Here is a 15,313-nt window from a genome sequence, read left to right as displayed (position 1 = left end):
AGGCGTACGTCATCACCGCCCGGGTTTTCGTGCAGACGGCATACGCTGACCTGCATGGAGATCTCGTTCCTCGACAAGTGGCGCAAAAGGTTCGGCGAGGTCGCGGGCACGGCCCTGACGGGGCCGGTCGTGGACGATCCCGAAGGCGTCGGTGAACTGCTGGCCGAATGCGAGCTGTTGCGCGCCCGTGCGGAGTCCGAGGGGGTCGTGCTCGACGACACTCCCAGGTCTCTGGAGAGCGTCGACCAGTTGCAGCCGCGCTGGCGCGAAGACCCCGACGAGCTCACCTGGCTCGGCAATGACGCCGGGCTCTACCTCGGCACGGTCATCGTGCGCACGGTGCCGGGTGCGGCCTGGCAGATCTGGCCCAACGGCCGGCCCGTGGTCATACTCGCCTCCGGACGCGAGCTGGACGTCGTCGAGGCCGGCCACGAGTGGGCCGAGGGCGGCACCCCCGAGCTGTCGCAGGTGTACGCGGAGGCCTCGGAGCCGTAGGCCCGCCGGTCCGGGCGTCAGATGACGCGTTCCGCCTCGCCGAGCATGGCCTCGAAGAAGCGGTCGAAGCCGTAGAGGACCGAGCCCGGCGGGGTGGCGGAGAGCCGGTAGACCATCGAGCCGCGCGCATCGCCCGGCCGTCCGATGACGGAGACGAAGGTGAGGCCGTCGAGCCGGACCAGCCGCCACACCGGCGTGGTCCGGTACCGGTAGACCTCCAGACGAATCGTTCCTTCTTCGGCGAGCGCGGCGAGCATGTCCTCGGCGAACCGCAGGCTCGACACGAAGAACCGCGGCGTCTCGCCGACCTCCTCCGCGATCCGCGCCACCGCGGGGCTCTCCGGATGGAGCAGCAGCAACCGCAGATGCGGGATATCGTCGCGGTCCCTGCCCGTCAGCGGGCCGCGCAGCAGCGAGTCGCCGAGCGCGACCAGTCCCAGGGCGCGGACCCCCACCACGTCCACCGAGTCCGCCCACGCGGCCGCGTCGCGGATCTCGGCCGCCGCCTCGGGCTTGGTCAGGGCCACGGCCGCGACACGCGGATGGTCCGTCAGGTCCCGGATGCCGTAACCGGCGAAGCGCAGCGGGGCGAGCCCCAGGAGCATCCGCGCAGGGTCCGGCATCCGCAGGCCCTGCGCGATCCGGTCGAAGACGTCGAGGCGCACGACCGAGCGGCGCCCGCGCACGATCTCGTTGACACGGCCCTGCAGCAGCCCGGTCGCGGCGGCGATGCGCGACTGGCTGGCGCCCCCGTACTGCTGGGCGAAGCGGAGGATCGCCCCGGCGTCACGGGAGCGCAGCGCCTCCCGGATCTCGTCGCGCTCCCAGGCCCAGGAGGGTATCCCGACCCCTTCGCCGGAACCCGGTTCCGGCATCCGCGCCTCCCGTCCACGCCACCGCAAGCACCAGCGTTACCAGCGGGTATGTCGTGGTGAGAATAGCGCTGGGGTATCGCGTCCACACCGGCTTCACGGGAATGCTCGGCGCCGGCTACGAGACCTGTGAGGTGGACACATGCGGGAGAAACCGGCCGCGAGAGCGTTCGTCCTGAGCCTCGCCCCCTCCTGCGCCCCGGACGCGGCGGCCGCGCCGCCCCCGGACTGCGCGGATACCGGGGAGCGGCGCGCCGAGTCCCCTCGCGCTCCGCGGGCCCGCGCGCCTCTCGGCGAGGTCTTCCTCCCCGTGCGACGACCTCGCGGCGGCCCATGCACGGCGCCTGCTGGCGGCGGCCCTCGACGCATGGGACCTCGGGCACCTTCTGGGCACCGCCGAGGCCGTCCTCGCCGAGCTGGTGGGCAACGCCGTGCGGCACGCCGGGGGCGGCGACGTGGGCATCACGCTGTGGCGGCGGCTGTCCCTGGTCCATCTGTCGGTGCGCGACGGCTCGCGTGCGCTGCCCTGCCTGAGGCTCACCGGGCTGCCCCCCACCTGGCCTGAGAACGGCAGCGGTCTGCAGGCGGTCTCATCGCTCAGCTTTCGCTGGGGCACCGAGCTTCTCCCGGCCGGCAAGCGTGTCTGGGCCGAGATCGCCGTCTGACGGGGTGTCGGGAGGTGCATGATGAGGGCATGGACTCCCTGCAGCAGATGCCCAACATCGGAGCTGTACTGGCGGAGCGCCTCCGCCGTGTCGGCGTGACGGACGCCGACGAGCTCCGGCGCCTCGGAGCGGGACGCGCCTTCGCGATGATCCGCGGGGACCTTCCCGAGGACGCGCGCAGCCACACCCTGTTCGCCCTGGAGGGCGCGATCCGCGGCACCCGCTGGACCGCCATCCCCAAGCCCGAGCGGGACGCGCTGGCCGGGCAGGTCCTGGGGGAGGGGCACGCCGACGCCGCCGCAGGGGCCCCGTAGCGCCCGGAGCCCCGCGGACCCCGTACCGCTCGCCGTGGTGTGCACTTCCCGCACAGTCATTGACTTTCGCCCCGTGTCACGCCGAATCTGAACCGTCAGCGTTGACAGGGGGAGGGCCCGATGGCTGTCGGACGTGCGTCGATCCTGGGTGTCGCGGCTGCCGCCGCCGCACTCGTGCTCACCGCCGGGAGCGCGGTGCCGGCCGCCGCGCACGGGAGCGCCGGACACGGTGGCGGTCACGGGCACGGGCACCGCGACGCCTATGTCGCGCTCGGCGACTCGTACACCTCCGGGCCGCTGATCCCCACTCAGGTGGATCTCAACTGTGCCCGCTCCGATCGCAATTACCCCTCCCTGGTGGCCGGGCGGCTGCGTGGCACGCAGCTCACCGACGTGAGCTGCGGCGGTGCCACCACCGCCGAGATGTGGCAGGCCCAGGGCACCAATCCGCCGCAGCTGGACGCACTGTCCCGGCGGACGTCCCTGGTGACCGTTCAGATCGGCGGCAACGACGTCGGCTTCGGGAGCATCATCCGCACCTGCGCCGGGGCCGCGCTCGGCGACCCCACGGGCAATCCCTGTCAGAAGTTCTACTCCTCCGGCGGCAGCGACCAGTTGCGCGCGGCCGTCGACGCCACCGCGCCGAAGATCGACGCCGTGCTCGGCGCCGTCCACCGGCGCGCCCCGCACGCCCGTGTCGTGGTCGTCGGCTACCCGGACCTGCTCCCCGACAGCGGCGTCGGCTGCCGGCCGGCCGTGCCCTTCGCCGACGGGGACTTCGCCTACCTGCGCGACACCGAGAAGCGTCTGAACGCGATGCTCGCCCGCCGCGCGAAGGCCGCCCACGCGACCTACGTGGACACCTACACCCCGACGGTCGGGCACGACATGTGCACCGCACCCGGCGTGCGCTGGATCGAGCCGCTCACCCCCGCCGCCCCGGCCGCCCCCGCCCACCCCAACGCGCTCGGGGAGCAGGCGATGGCCGCCGCGGTCCTGGACCGGCTGCACGTGCACCGCTGAGGCAGGCCGCCGCCGTGGCGGGCGGCCCCGTCGTCACATGATCATTCCGTGGTGGTGGCGGCGGTCGCTGTGGCGGCCGCGGCCTCCGGGCGGGCGACCGGTGTGGTGGCCGCCCGGGTGACGTCCGCGACGATCTCGACGACGTCCGGACCGTACGCCTGCGAGTTGACCACCTTCAGCAGCAGGCAGAACGTCCCGTTGACGCCGTACTTGCGGGTCAGCCGGACGTAGTGGCGCGCCAGGTAGCGCACCGCCGCCTGGTTGGTGACCGCGCGCTGCCCCGAGGCCAGGAAGACCGGGCGGCTGTTGCCGGTGTTCTCGTCGGCGGCGAGCCGGGCCAGCAGGACGTACTCGGCGGTGCCCTTGTCCATGCGGTAGGTCTGGCCGCCCACCGTCAGCGCGCCCTGGTCGGGGCCGGACTTCTCCTTGGCGACCTCGACACCCGGCAGCATCGACCGCAGATGGGCCGCCATGCGGTGGTTGGAGACCGGGCCGCCGATGCAGAACTCGGTCCGTGCGCCGAAACCCTGCCAGGCGGTGTCGTGCGGCAGGATCTCGGCGTTGGCCAGGCACTCCTTGATGAGCGCGGAGAGCTCTATGAGCGCGAAGACGTCATGCCGCGCCACGCTCCACTCCCGTGCGCCCGGGTCGCGGTTGACCACCAGCAGGCACTCGGAACCGGCGGGCAGCCCGAAGAAGCGCTGCTTGCGGCGGAGCCGGCGGCGCCACACATAGGTGCGCACGAACCATCCCAGTGCGGCGCTCAGGCCGCTCGCGGCCAGGCCCAGCACGATATTCCGCACGTCGTCGCTCATGTGCCGCGATGGTAGTTGAGGTGTTCCTGACGAGGAACCCTGGGTCGGGTTACGCTGCCTGAACGGTCGCCCTAGTGGAGGTCCACGTATGCGTCGTCACGCCGCACGGATCCTGTCGCTGCTCACCGTCACCGCCACCGCGGCCCTGTCGGTCGCGGCGGCCCCGGCCGGCGGGCCCGCGGCCCATCACGGCCCACCGGACAAGGCACCGCTCGCGGTCGGCTACGGCGGCGCCGTCTCCAGCGTCGACGCCGACGCCTCTGCCGCCGGCATCGAGGTCCTGCGGCGCGGCGGGAACGCCGTGGACGCCGCGGTCGCCACCGCCGCCGCGCTGGGCGTCACCGAGCCGTACTCCTCCGGTATCGGCGGGGGCGGCTACTTCGTCTACTACAGCCCCAGGGACCACAAGGTCCACACGATCGACGGCCGGGAGACCGCGCCCCGCAGCGCCACCGACCGGCTCTTCGTCGAGAACGGGCAGCCGCTGCCCTTCGACGCCGCCGTCACCAGCGGCCTCAGCGTCGGTGTCCCCGGTACGTCCGCCACCTGGGACACCGCGCTCGACGCCTGGGGCACCCGGAGCCTCGGCGAGATGCTGAGGCCCGCGGAGCGGATCGCGCGCGGCGGCTTCACCGTGGACGCCACCTTCCGCAGTCAGACCGAGGGCAACCTCGCCCGCTTCAAGGACTTCCCCGCCACCGCCGCCCTCTTCCTGCCCGGCGGACAGCTGCCGGCCGTCGGCTCCACCCTCAAGAACCCCGATCTCGCCCGCACCTACGAGGAGCTGGGCCACAAGGGCATCTCGGCCCTCTACGACGGCGAGATCGGCGCCGACATCGTCAACACCGTACGCAAGCCGCCCGTCGACCCCGCCGCCACACGCGTCGTACGGCCCGGGGACCTCACGGCACGCGACCTCGCGGCGTACCGGGCGAAGGTGCAGAAGCCGACCCGGGTCGCCTATCGCGGGCTGGACGTGTACGGCATCGCACCCTCCTCCTCCGGCGGCACGACGGTGGGCGAGGCGCTCAACATCCTCGAGCGCACCGGCAGCCTGTCCCGGCTGTCCGACGCCCAGTACCTGCACCGCTTCCTGGAGGCGAGCCGGATCTCCTTCGCGGACCGGGGGCGCTGGGTCGGTGACCCGGCCTTCGAGAAGGTCCCCACCTCCGGCCTGCTGTCGCAGCGATTCGCCGATTCGCGCGCCTGCCTGATCAAGGACAACGCGGCGCTGACCAGCCCGCTCGCGCCCGGTGACCCCTCGCGTCCCGCAGCCTGCGGTGCGGGCGGTACGACCGCGCCCACCACCTATGAGGGCGAGAACACCACGCACCTGACGGTCGCCGACAAGTGGGGCGGCGTCGTCTCGTACACGCTCACCATCGAGCAGACCGGTGGCAGCGCCATCACCGTGCCCGGCCGTGGTTTCCTGCTCAACAACGAGCTGACCGACTTCTCCTTCGTGCCGGCGAACCCCGCCGTGCACGACCCCAATCTGCCCGGCCCCGGCAAGCGGCCGCGCTCGTCCATCTCGCCGACGATCGTGCTCAAGAACGGCAAGGTCGACTTCGCGCTCGGCTCGCCGGGCGGTGCCACGATCATCACCACCGTGCTCCAGGTGCTGACCGAGCACGTCGACCGGGGCCTGCCGCTCGTCGACGCCATCGCGGCGCCGCGCGCCAGTCAGCGCAACACCGCCACGACGCAGGCGGAGGCGGCCTTCATGGCCGGTCCCGCGGCGGCGCAGCTGAAGGCGCTCGGCCAGAACCTGGTGGAGGGCGCCGAGATCGGCGCGGCCACCGGCGTCCAGCGGCTGCCCGACGGCCGGTGGCTGGCCGCCGCCGAGCCCGTGCGCCGCGGCGGTGGATCCGCGATGGTGGTCCGGAGCAGCGGCCACTGAGCAAGGGGTGACGGTACGTCGTGCCGCCCGCCGCAGGTGAGACGGCGCCGGGCGGCGGCATGGGGCGTGGCCGCGCGGGGGTGCCCGCGCTCCCGCCGGGCCCTCCGTGGGGACTCTCCGTAGCGCCGGCGTAACCCCGCGATTCCACCCGGACCGGGTGCTCATAGCCGCCGCACTGCGCCGAGCGGGTCTGTCCGACCGCGAAATCCGATCGGCTTCGTTGAGTAAAGGCGCCGGTATTGCCACAGTGGGCAGTGGGCTCTACGTTCTTCCCACCGCCGGATCTACGTGCGTAGACCAGCCGCCGGTCCGGTGTGACACCGCGTCAAAGGAGCTGTCATGCCCAATGTCGTACGAGCGGCGCTCGTTCAGGCGACGTGGACCGGCGACACCGATTCGATGATCGCCAAGCACGAGGCGCACGCCCGTGAGGCCGCCGCCCAGGGCGCCAAGGTGATCGGCTTCCAGGAGGTGTTCAACGCCCCGTACTTCTGCCAGGTGCAGGAGGCGGGGAACTACCGCTGGGCCGAGCCCGTGCCGGACGGCCCGACCGTGCGGCGCATGCAGGCCCTCGCCCGCGAGACCGGCATGGTCATGGTGGTCCCCGTCTACGAGATCGAGCAGGACGGGTTCTACTACAACACCGCGGCCGTGATCGACGCCGACGGTTCGTATCTCGGCAAGTACCGCAAGCACCACATCCCGCAGGTCAAGGGCTTCTGGGAGAAGTTCTACTTCAAGCCGGGCAACCTGGGCTGGCCCGTCTTCGACACCGCGGTCGGCAAGGTCGGCGTCTACATCTGCTACGACCGGCACTTCCCCGAGGGCTGGCGCGCCCTCGGCCTCGCGGGCGCCCAGCTCGTCTACAACCCCTCGGCCACCCATCGCGGCCTGTCGGCCTACCTCTGGAAACTGGAGCAGCCGGCCGCCGCCGTCGCCAACGAGTACTTCATCGCGGCCATCAACCGTGTGGGCCAGGAGCCGGAGTACGGCGACAACGACTTCTACGGCACCTCGTACTTCGTCGACCCGCGCGGCCGGTTCGTCGGCGAGCCCGCCTCCGGCAAGGAGGAGGAACTCGTCGTCCGCGACCTGGACTTCGACCTGATCCCCGAGGTGCGCCAGCAGTGGGCCTTCTACCGGGACCGCCGCCCGGACGCCTACGGCACCCTCACGGAGGCGTGATCGTTGATATGACCATGACCGAACGTTCGCAGCAGCACGCCGCGCTCCACGCCCGCCACAAGGCCGTCATGCCGCAGTGGCTGGCGACCTACTACGCCGACCCGATCGAGATCACCCACGGCGAGGGCCGCCATGTCTGGGACGCCGAGGGCCGGCAGTACCTGGACTTCTTCGGCGGCATCCTCACCACCATGACCGCCCACGCCCTGCCGGAGGTGACCGCCGCCGTCCGCGACCAGGCCGGCCGGATCCTGCACTCCTCGACGCTCTACCTGAGCTCCCAGGCCGTCGAACTCGCCGAGCGCGTCGCCGCCCTGTCCGGCATCCCGGACGCCCGGGTCTTCTTCACCACCTCCGGTACGGAGGCGAACGACACCGCGCTGCTGCTGGCCACCACCCTGCGCGGTTCCAACCAGATCCTGGCCCTGCGCAACAGCTACCACGGCCGCTCCTTCTCGGCCATCGGCATCACCGGCAACACCGCGTGGTCGCCGACCAGCCTCTCCCCGCTGCAGACGCTGTACGTGCACGGCGGCGTCCGCACCCGCGGCCCGTACGCGCACCTGTCGGACGCGGAGTTCATCGCCGCGTGCGTCGCGGACCTGGAGGACGTGCTGGGGCAGGCCAACGGCCGGGTCGCCGCCCTCATCGCCGAACCCGTGCAGGGCGTCGGCGGCTTCACCTCCGGCCCGGACGGCCTGCTGGCCGCCTTCAAGCAGGTGCTCGACCGGCACGGCATCCTCTGGATCACCGACGAGGTGCAGACCGGCTGGGGCCGCACCGGCGACCACTTCTGGGGCTGGCAGGCGCACGAGGGCTCGGGCCCGCCGGACATCCTCACCTTCGCCAAGGGCGTCGGCAACGGCCTGTCCATGGGCGGCGTCGTCGCCCGGGCCGAGGTGATGGACTGCCTGACCGCCAACTCCATCTCCACCTTCGGCGGCAGCCCCATCACCACCGCCGGGGCGATGGCCAACCTCCAGTACCTCCTCGACCACGACCTTCAGGGCAACGCCCGCCGCGTCGGCGGGCTGCTGAAGTCCCGTCTGGAGGCCATCGCCGCCGGGCTGCCGGTGGTACACGAGGTCCGCGGCCGCGGTCTGATGCTCGGCGTCGAACTCGCCGACGCCGCCGCCGCCGGGGTCGTCATGGAGGCGGCCCGCGAGGGCGGTCTGCTCATCGGCAAGGGAGGGCGCGCCGGTGACGCGCTGCGGATCGCCCCGCCGCTGTCGCTGACCGTCGCCGAGGCCGAGGAGGGCGCGTCCATCCTGGAAGCCGCGCTCAAGCAGGCCCAGAGCGAGGCGGGCGGCGGGGGGACCTGACGCCCCGTCCGTTCCCGGTCCGGGCGGCCCAGCGCCGCCCGGACCGCTCCTCACCGGCACCACCCGGTGCGCGATCTGACGCCGCCTCATTCCCCCGGGGCGGGGAGAAGCAAGGGCGCGGCGCTCGCCCGCATCCTGCCGCCCGCGCCCCTTTCGTGGCATATTGTGAACGTTCGCCTTGGGGGCGGTCACCGGGAAGGCGATCGGCCCCGACGATCAGCAGCAGCGGTATTGCCACCGTGGGTGACGGGCCATACGTTCTTCCCACGGCCGGGGTCTACGTGCGTAGAGCCGTTCCGACATGGCATCGAGTCACCGGTGACCCCGCCCTCAGCCATGGAAGGAGTGGGAGCATGAGCCGCACCGTCATCCGCGGCGGACTGGTCGTCACCGCCGCCGACGAGATCCACGCCGACGTGCTCGTCGAGGGGGGCCGGGTCGCCGCACTCGCCGCCCATGAGTCCGACGCCGCGCGGGGCTGGACGCAGTCAGCCGACCGGGTCGTCGACGCGACCGGGAAGTATGTCATCCCCGGCGGCGTGGACGCGCACACGCACATGGAGCTGCCCTTCGGCGGCACCCATGCCTCGGACACCTTCGAGACCGGCACGCGGGCCGCCGCCTGGGGCGGCACCACGACGATCGTGGACTTCGCCGTGCAGTCCGTCGGCGAGTCGCTGCGGGCCGGGCTCGACACCTGGCACGCCAAGGCGGATGCCCAGTGCGCCGTCGACTACGGCTTCCACATGATCCTCTCCGACGTGAACGAGGACACCCTCAAGGAGATGGACATCCTGGTCGAGGAGGGCGTGACCTCCTTCAAGCTGTTCATGGCCTATCCGGGCGTCTTCTACAGCGACGACGGCCGCATCCTGCGGGCCATGCAGCGCGGCGCCGACAATGGCGGCCTGATCATGATGCACGCGGAGAACGGCATCGCCATCGACGTCCTGGTCGAGCAGGCGCTGGCCGCCGGGAAGACCGACCCCCGCTACCACGGCGAGGTCCGCCACGCGCTCCTGGAGGCCGAGGCCACCCACCGCGCCATCCGCCTCGCCCAGGTCGCCGGCTCCCCCCTTTACGTCGTCCATGTGTCGGCGCAGCAGGCCGTGGAGCAGATCGCGCTCGCGCGGGACGAGGGCCTGAACGTCTTCGGTGAGACCTGTCCGCAGTATCTGTTCCTGTCGACGGACCATCTCGCGGAGCCGGATTTCGAGGGGGCGAAGTACGTGTGCTCCACGCCGTTGCGGCCGAGGGAGCACCAGGCTTCGTTGTGGCGCGCTCTGCGGACCAATGATCTCCAGGTGGTGTCCACGGACCACTGCCCGTTCTGTTTCGTGGGGCAGAAAGATCTGGGCCGGGGGGATTTCTCGAAGATTCCCAATGGTCTGCCGGGGGTGGAGAACCGTATGGATCTGCTGCATCAGGCGGTGGTGGACGGTCATATCTCGCGGCGGCGGTGGATCGAGATCGCGTGTGCCGCTCCGGCGCGGATGTTCGGTCTGTATCCGCGCAAGGGGACGATCGCGCCGGGGGCGGACGCGGACATCGTGATCTACGATCCGGCGGCCGAGCAGGTCATGTCCGCCGCGACCCATCACATGAACGTCGACTACTCGGCCTACGAGGGCAAGCGGATCACCGGACGGGTGGAGACCGTGTTCTCCCGCGGCGAGCCGGTCATCGAGGGCCGCACCTATGTGGGGCGGGCCGGCCACGGCCGGTACACCCCGCGAGGCACCTGTCAGAACCTCGTCTGAGAGAGGCGTGTTGAGCCATGGACTTCGGTCTCGTCCTGCAGACGGATCCGCCCGCCTCGGGCGTGGTGGAGCTGATGAGGCGTGCGGAGCGCAACGGGTTCAGTCACGGCTGGACCTTCGACTCGGCGGTGTTGTGGCAGGAGCCGTTCGTCATCTACAGCCAGATCCTGGCGCAGACGGAGCGGCTGATCGTGGGGCCGATGGTCACCAATCCGGGTACGCGGACGTGGGAGGTGACCGCGTCCACCTTCGCGACGCTCGCGGACATGTTCGGCAACCGGGTGATCTGCGGCATCGGCCGCGGTGACTCGGCGATGCGGGTGGCCGGGCGCAAGCCCAACACCCTCGCCCGCATCGAGGAGGCCATGCACGTCATCCGCGAGCTCGCCGAGGGCCGCGAGGCGGACCTCGGCGGGCATCTCATCCACATCCCTTGGGTGAAGGAGGGTGCCAGGCTCCCGGTGTGGATGGCGGCGTACGGCCCGAAAGCGTTGGCGCTGACCGGCGAGAAGGCCGACGGCTTCATCCTCCAGCTCGCCGACGTCCATCTGACCGAGTGGATGGTCAAGGCGGTCAAGGACGCCGCGGAGCGGGCCGGCCGCAATCCGGACGAGGTGAGGATCTGCGTCGCCGCCCCGGCGTACGTCACCGAGGACGACTCACCGCAGGCGCTGGCCCACGCCCGCGAGCAGTGCCGCTGGTTCGGCGGCATGGTCGGCAACCACGTCGCCGACCTCGTCACCAAGTACGGCCACCACTCCAGCGCGGTGCCCGAGGAGCTGACGGAGTACATCAAGGCCCGGATGGACTACGACTACGCCGAGCACGGCAAGGCCGGAAACCGGCACACGGACTTCGTCCCGGACGAGATCGTCGACCGCTTCTGCCTGATCGGCACCGCGGAACAGCACATCGAGAAGCTCACCGCCCTCAAGGCCCTGGGCGTCGACCAGTTCGCCCTGTACGACATGCACGACGCCAAGGAGGCCGCCATCGACGCCTATGGCGCCACCGTGATCCCCGCCCTCGCCGGCTGACCGGGGAAACGCGCACATGCAGGAGGCCACGGCCCCCGCCCAGATCACGCACAGCGACGGCCGCGTCGAGCTGGCACCCGGCGCGGCCGCCCCGCACGGCCGCTACGCCAACGAGGACCTGCTCCCGGTCCCCCTCGCCCAACGCAAGTGGACCACGTACAACTTCACCGCGCTGTGGGTCGGCATGGCCCACAACATCCCGTCCTGGACGCTCGCCTCCGGCCTGGTCGCGCTCGGCATGGACTGGAAGCAGGCGGTGTTCACCATCGCCCTGGCCAACGTCATCGTGCTGGCCCCGATGCTGCTCACCGGCCATGCCGGGCCCAAGTACGGGATCCCGTTCCCCATTCTGGCCCGCGCCTCGTTCGGTGTGCGCGGCGCGAACCTGCCGGCGCTGCTGCGGGCGGCGGTGGCCTGCGCGTGGTTCGGCATCCAGACGTGGATCGGCGGGCAGGGCATCTTCGTCCTGCTCGGCAACATCTGGGGCGGCTGGGCCGGCGCTGCGCGGATCGGCGGCTACCCGTGGACGCTGTGGCTGTGCTTCGCGGCCTTCTGGGCACTCGAACTGGCGATCATCTACCGGGGTATGGAGACGCTGCGCCGCTTCGAGAACTGGGCGGCGCCCTTCGTCATCATCGGCGCCCTGGTGCTGCTCGGCTGGATCGCCGCGAAGGCGGGTGGCCTCGGGCAGCTACTGGACCAGCCGTCCTCCCTCGGCTGGGGACCGGATTTCTGGCAGGTCTTCTTCCCCGCGCTCATGGGCATGATCGGCTTCTGGTCGACACTGGCCCTCAACATCCCCGACTTCACCCGCTTCGGCGCCGGGCAGCGCGCCCAGGTCCGGGGGCAGACCCTGGGCCTGCCGACGACCATGACCCTGTTCGCCGTCCTGTCCGTGCTCGTCACCTCCGGCTCCGAGGCGGTCTACGGCAAGGCCATCTGGGACCCGGTGGAGCTGGCGGGCAAGGCCGACAGCGTCTTCGGGCTCCTCTACGCGCTGGTCACCGTCCTGGTGGCGACGATCAGCGTGAACATCGCCGCCAACGTCGTCTCGCCCGCCTACGACCTGTCCAACCTCGCCCCGAAGACCATCGACTTCCGCGCCGGCGCGCTCATCACGGGCGTCGTGGGCGTGCTGATCTTCCCGTGGAAGCTGATCTCCACGCCCGAGCTGTACATCTACACCTGGCTCGGGGTCGTCGGCGGCATCCTCGGCACGGTCGCGGGCATCCTGATCGCCGACTACTGGATCGTCCGGGGCACCCACCTCGCACTCCCCGAGCTGTACCAGGGGGGCGGCGGCCGCTACTGGTACCGCGGTGGCTGGAACTGGCGGGCGGTGGCCGCCTTCTCCGCGGGCGCCCTGCTGGCCGTCGGCGGCTCCTACTCCAAGGTCGACGCCAAGGGCGCCAAACAGGGCCCGTTCCCCGTCGACGGCCTGATCCCGCCGCTCCGCCCGCTCGCCGACTACGGCTGGGCCATCGGTCTCGCCACGTCCTTCGTGCTCTACGCGCTCCTGATGTGGCCGGCCCGGCGGCAGGCGCGCACCGCGTGACGGCGTGAACCCGCCAAAGCCACCGCGACTGCGCACGGCGCGAAGCGATCTGGTCTGATGGAGGAGTGATCGATGACGCACTCTTCAAGGCCGTGGAGGACGCGGTACGGGCGGTCGCCGAGGCGGAGGTCGTGCCGCGCTGGCGACAGTTGACAGCCGCCGACATCAGCCACAAGACCGGACCCGGTGACCTGGTCACCGTCGCCGACCGCGAGGCGGAGGCGCGGCTCACCGCGCAGCTGCCCGCGCTGCTGCCCGGCTCCGTCGTCGTCGGCGAGGAGGCCGTGCACGCCGATCCCTCCGTACTGCGCCGGATCGGCGGCGGCGACCCGGTCTGGATCGTCGATCCGGTCGACGGCACCGCCAACTTCGTCGCCGGCAGGCCCGAGTTCGCCACCCTCGTCGCCCTCGCGCAGGACGGCGAAGTGCACGCCTCATGGACGTACGTGCCGTGCCTCGGCCTGATGGCCACCGCGCGGCGCGGCATGGGGGCGCTGCTCAACGGCGATCCGATCCGCACCGCCCAGGGCGTCGAGGGCACGGCGCTGAGGGTCGCCACCTCGCAGTTCTCCTTCCTGGCCGAGCAGGAACGGCGGCAGTTCGAAGTCCTCGGCACCGACGGCGTCACGGCCCGGCAGTGCACCTGCGCGGGGCTGGACTACCTGGAGGTCGCCCGGGGCGCCCTCGACGCCGTCGCCTTCACCTGGGAGTCGCCCTGGGACCACGCGGCCGGAGTGCTCCTGGTCGGCGAGGCCGGCGGGGCCGGCATCACGGCCGCGGGGGAGCCCTTCCGGATCGCGGGCGGCAACGCCTTCCCCTTCTCCGTCGCACGTGACGCGGCGACCGCGCGTCGCGTCGTCGGCCTGATGGCGGGTGACCGGTGAGCCGGGCGCGCGTCCTGGACGCGATCGTCGTCGGCGCGGGTCCCAACGGTCTGACCGCCGCGGTCGAACTCGCTCGCGCCGGGCTGTCCGTGGAGGTTTTCGAGGCCGGTGACCGGGTCGGCGGCGGGGCGCGCACGGAGGAGCTGACCCTGCCGGGCTTCCTGCACGACCCCTGCTCGGCCGTACACCCCCTCGGCGTGGGCTCGCCCGCCTTCAACGCCATGCCGCTCGCCGCCCACGGACTGGAGTGGCTGCACCCCGAGCTGCCGCTCGCCCACCCCTTCGACGACGGCACCGCCGCCGTCCTGGCGCGCAGCGTCGGCGCCACCGCCGCCTCGCTGGGACCGCGTGACGCGGGCACCTACCGGCGGCTGCTCGCCCCGTACATCGGGCGCTGGGACACCCTCGCCCACGACTTCCTGCGGCCCCCGTGGCACGGCCTGCCGCGCGACCCGCTGGGCTTCGCGCGGTTCGGGCTCACCGGTCTGCCGCCGGTGGCCCTGCTGGCCCGGCGGTTCCGCGACCGGAACGCCCGCGGGCTCCTCGCCGGCCTCGCCGCGCACACCGTCGCCCCGCTCACCAGCCCGCTGACCGGCGCCATCGCCCTGATGTTCGCGGTCGCCGGGCACGAGGTCGGCTGGCCCCTGCCGCGCGGCGGCTCGCAGAGCCTGTCCGACGCGCTGGCCTCGTACCTGCGCGAGCTGGGCGGCACCGTCCACACCGGGGTCACGGTGCGCAAGATCGACGAACTGCCGCCCGCGCGCGCCTACGTCTTCGACACCTCGCCCACGGCGCTCGCCCGGATCGCCGGGCTCGGCGACGCCTATCAGCACTACCGCTACGGCCCCGCCGTCTGGAAGATCGACTACGCCCTCGACGGCCCGGTCCCCTGGACCGCCGCGGAGGCGAGACGTGCCGGCACGGTGCACCTGGGACCGACCTACGGCGAGATCGGCGACGCCCTCGGCAGGGCCGCCTCCGGCCGTGACCCGCACGTGCCGTTCCTCATCACCGCGCAGCCGAGCGTCGTCGACCCCGGCCGCGCGCCGGAAGGCAAGCACGTCTTCTGGGCCTATGCCCACGTGCCCAACGACTGGCCGGGTGACGCCACCGACGCCGTCGAGCGGCAGATCGAGCGCTTCGCCCCCGGATTCCGCGATCTCGTCCTCGCCCGCGCCGTCAGCGGACCCGCCGAACTGGCCGCCCGCAACCTCAACTACATCGGCGGCGACTTCGGCTGCGGTGCCTTCACCGGCCTGCAGACCGCCTTCCGCCCCAAGCCGAAGTGGAATCCGTACACCACCTCCCGCCCCACCGTCTTCCTGTGCTCCTCCGCCACCCCGCCCGGTCCCGGCGTCCACGGCATGCCGGGCCACCACGCGGCCCGCGCCGTCCTGAAGCGACTGGGGGCGGCAGTCCCCCGGCGGTGACGGGCACGGGGCCTCCGCACGGCCCCGGCATGGACCCGGACCGCGGCTGTCGGACG

Annotated in this window: 14 protein-coding genes; 12 read left to right on the top strand and 2 right to left on the bottom strand. The window is 72.0% G+C overall.

The window, feature by feature from the left end:
• Positions 1-54 precede the first annotated feature (54 nt).
• A complete protein-coding gene (locus tag RV983_RS08880; protein WP_475985238.1) occupies positions 55-495 on the top strand; it encodes a DUF6278 family protein in 441 nt (146 codons plus the stop codon).
• 17 nt (positions 496-512) lie between these two features.
• On the opposite strand, the gene RV983_RS08875 is transcribed toward RV983_RS08880, so the two are convergent.
• Positions 513-1,370 carry a helix-turn-helix domain-containing protein gene (locus RV983_RS08875; protein WP_475985237.1) on the bottom strand — a complete coding sequence of 286 codons (858 nt, stop codon included), beginning with the start codon at positions 1,368-1,370 and terminating at the stop codon, positions 513-515.
• 416 nt (positions 1,371-1,786) lie between these two features.
• On the opposite strand from RV983_RS08875, the gene RV983_RS08870 reads away from it, so the two are divergent.
• From RV983_RS08870 to RV983_RS08860, 3 genes are all read left to right on the top strand, one after another.
• Complete coding sequence (locus RV983_RS08870) at positions 1,787-2,032, top strand: ATP-binding protein (protein WP_475985236.1); 246 nt, start codon at positions 1,787-1,789, stop codon at positions 2,030-2,032.
• A gap of 29 nt (positions 2,033-2,061) precedes the next feature.
• Positions 2,062-2,346 carry a TfoX/Sxy family DNA transformation protein gene (locus RV983_RS08865; protein WP_475985235.1) on the top strand — a complete coding sequence of 95 codons (285 nt, stop codon included), beginning with the start codon at positions 2,062-2,064 and terminating at the stop codon, positions 2,344-2,346.
• Positions 2,347-2,466: 120 nt separating this feature from the next.
• Positions 2,467-3,369 (top strand): SGNH/GDSL hydrolase family protein, encoded by a 903-nt coding sequence (locus RV983_RS08860; protein WP_475985234.1) that lies wholly within the window; start codon positions 2,467-2,469, stop codon positions 3,367-3,369.
• Positions 3,370-3,410: 41 nt separating this feature from the next.
• On the opposite strand, the gene RV983_RS08855 is transcribed toward RV983_RS08860, so the two are convergent.
• Positions 3,411-4,184, bottom strand: coding sequence for a hypothetical protein (locus tag RV983_RS08855; protein WP_475985233.1), 774 nt, complete (start codon positions 4,182-4,184; stop codon positions 3,411-3,413).
• An 88-nt stretch (positions 4,185-4,272) separates the two neighbouring features.
• Between RV983_RS08855 and ggt the strand changes: the two genes are divergently transcribed.
• The 8 genes from ggt to RV983_RS08815 all read left to right on the top strand — a co-directional run bounded on the left by ggt (position 4,273) and on the right by RV983_RS08815 (position 15,257).
• The gene (gene ggt, locus RV983_RS08850) at positions 4,273-6,084 is read left to right on the top strand and encodes a gamma-glutamyltransferase (RefSeq protein WP_475985232.1); all 1,812 of its coding nucleotides are present in this window, start codon (positions 4,273-4,275) and stop codon (positions 6,082-6,084) included.
• 339 nt (positions 6,085-6,423) lie between these two features.
• On the top strand, positions 6,424-7,269 hold the full coding sequence (locus RV983_RS08845) for a nitrilase-related carbon-nitrogen hydrolase (RefSeq protein WP_475985231.1): 846 nt from the start codon (positions 6,424-6,426) through the stop codon (positions 7,267-7,269).
• A gap of 14 nt (positions 7,270-7,283) precedes the next feature.
• Positions 7,284-8,591, top strand: a complete 1,308-nt coding sequence (locus RV983_RS08840; protein ID WP_475985230.1) for an aspartate aminotransferase family protein — start codon at positions 7,284-7,286, stop codon at positions 8,589-8,591.
• Positions 8,592-8,944: 353 nt separating this feature from the next.
• Positions 8,945-10,351 (top strand): dihydropyrimidinase, encoded by a 1,407-nt coding sequence (gene hydA / locus RV983_RS08835; RefSeq protein ID WP_475985229.1) that lies wholly within the window; start codon positions 8,945-8,947, stop codon positions 10,349-10,351.
• Positions 10,352-10,368: 17 nt separating this feature from the next.
• Positions 10,369-11,388 (top strand): TIGR03842 family LLM class F420-dependent oxidoreductase, encoded by a 1,020-nt coding sequence (locus RV983_RS08830; protein ID WP_475985228.1) that lies wholly within the window; start codon positions 10,369-10,371, stop codon positions 11,386-11,388.
• A gap of 16 nt (positions 11,389-11,404) precedes the next feature.
• Positions 11,405-12,943, top strand: coding sequence for an NCS1 family nucleobase:cation symporter-1 (locus RV983_RS08825; RefSeq protein WP_475985227.1), 1,539 nt, complete (start codon positions 11,405-11,407; stop codon positions 12,941-12,943).
• A 65-nt stretch (positions 12,944-13,008) separates the two neighbouring features.
• Positions 13,009-13,827, top strand: a complete 819-nt coding sequence (locus RV983_RS08820; protein ID WP_475985226.1) for an inositol monophosphatase family protein — start codon at positions 13,009-13,011, stop codon at positions 13,825-13,827.
• Complete coding sequence (locus RV983_RS08815; RefSeq protein WP_475985225.1) at positions 13,824-15,257, top strand: phytoene desaturase family protein; 1,434 nt, start codon at positions 13,824-13,826, stop codon at positions 15,255-15,257. The genes RV983_RS08820 and RV983_RS08815 overlap by 4 nt, the downstream gene beginning before the upstream one ends.
• Positions 15,258-15,313 lie beyond the last annotated feature (56 nt).

The organism is Streptomyces sp. RLA123, assembly GCF_056270165.1.
This window is presented reverse-complemented; position numbering and strand designations above follow the sequence as displayed.

What these genes read in the sequence shown, in the direction of transcription:
- RV983_RS08825 (WP_475985227.1), top strand. Translation starts at nt 11,405, where the DNA reads ATGCAGGAGGCCACGGCCCCCGCCCAGATCACGCACAGCGACGGCCGC.
- RV983_RS08865 (WP_475985235.1), top strand. Translation starts at nt 2,062, where the DNA reads ATGGACTCCCTGCAGCAGATGCCCAACATCGGAGCTGTACTGGCGGAG.
- hydA (WP_475985229.1), top strand. Translation starts at nt 8,945, where the DNA reads ATGAGCCGCACCGTCATCCGCGGCGGACTGGTCGTCACCGCCGCCGAC.
- RV983_RS08845 (WP_475985231.1), top strand. Translation starts at nt 6,424, where the DNA reads ATGCCCAATGTCGTACGAGCGGCGCTCGTTCAGGCGACGTGGACCGGC.
- RV983_RS08880 (WP_475985238.1), top strand. Translation starts at nt 55, where the DNA reads ATGGAGATCTCGTTCCTCGACAAGTGGCGCAAAAGGTTCGGCGAGGTC.
- RV983_RS08840 (WP_475985230.1), top strand. Translation starts at nt 7,284, where the DNA reads ATGACCGAACGTTCGCAGCAGCACGCCGCGCTCCACGCCCGCCACAAG.
- RV983_RS08855 (WP_475985233.1), bottom strand. Translation starts at nt 4,184, where the DNA reads ATGAGCGACGACGTGCGGAATATCGTGCTGGGCCTGGCCGCGAGCGGC.
- RV983_RS08860 (WP_475985234.1), top strand. Translation starts at nt 2,467, where the DNA reads ATGGCTGTCGGACGTGCGTCGATCCTGGGTGTCGCGGCTGCCGCCGCC.
- RV983_RS08875 (WP_475985237.1), bottom strand. Translation starts at nt 1,370, where the DNA reads ATGCCGGAACCGGGTTCCGGCGAAGGGGTCGGGATACCCTCCTGGGCC.
- ggt (WP_475985232.1), top strand. Translation starts at nt 4,273, where the DNA reads ATGCGTCGTCACGCCGCACGGATCCTGTCGCTGCTCACCGTCACCGCC.
- RV983_RS08830 (WP_475985228.1), top strand. Translation starts at nt 10,369, where the DNA reads ATGGACTTCGGTCTCGTCCTGCAGACGGATCCGCCCGCCTCGGGCGTG.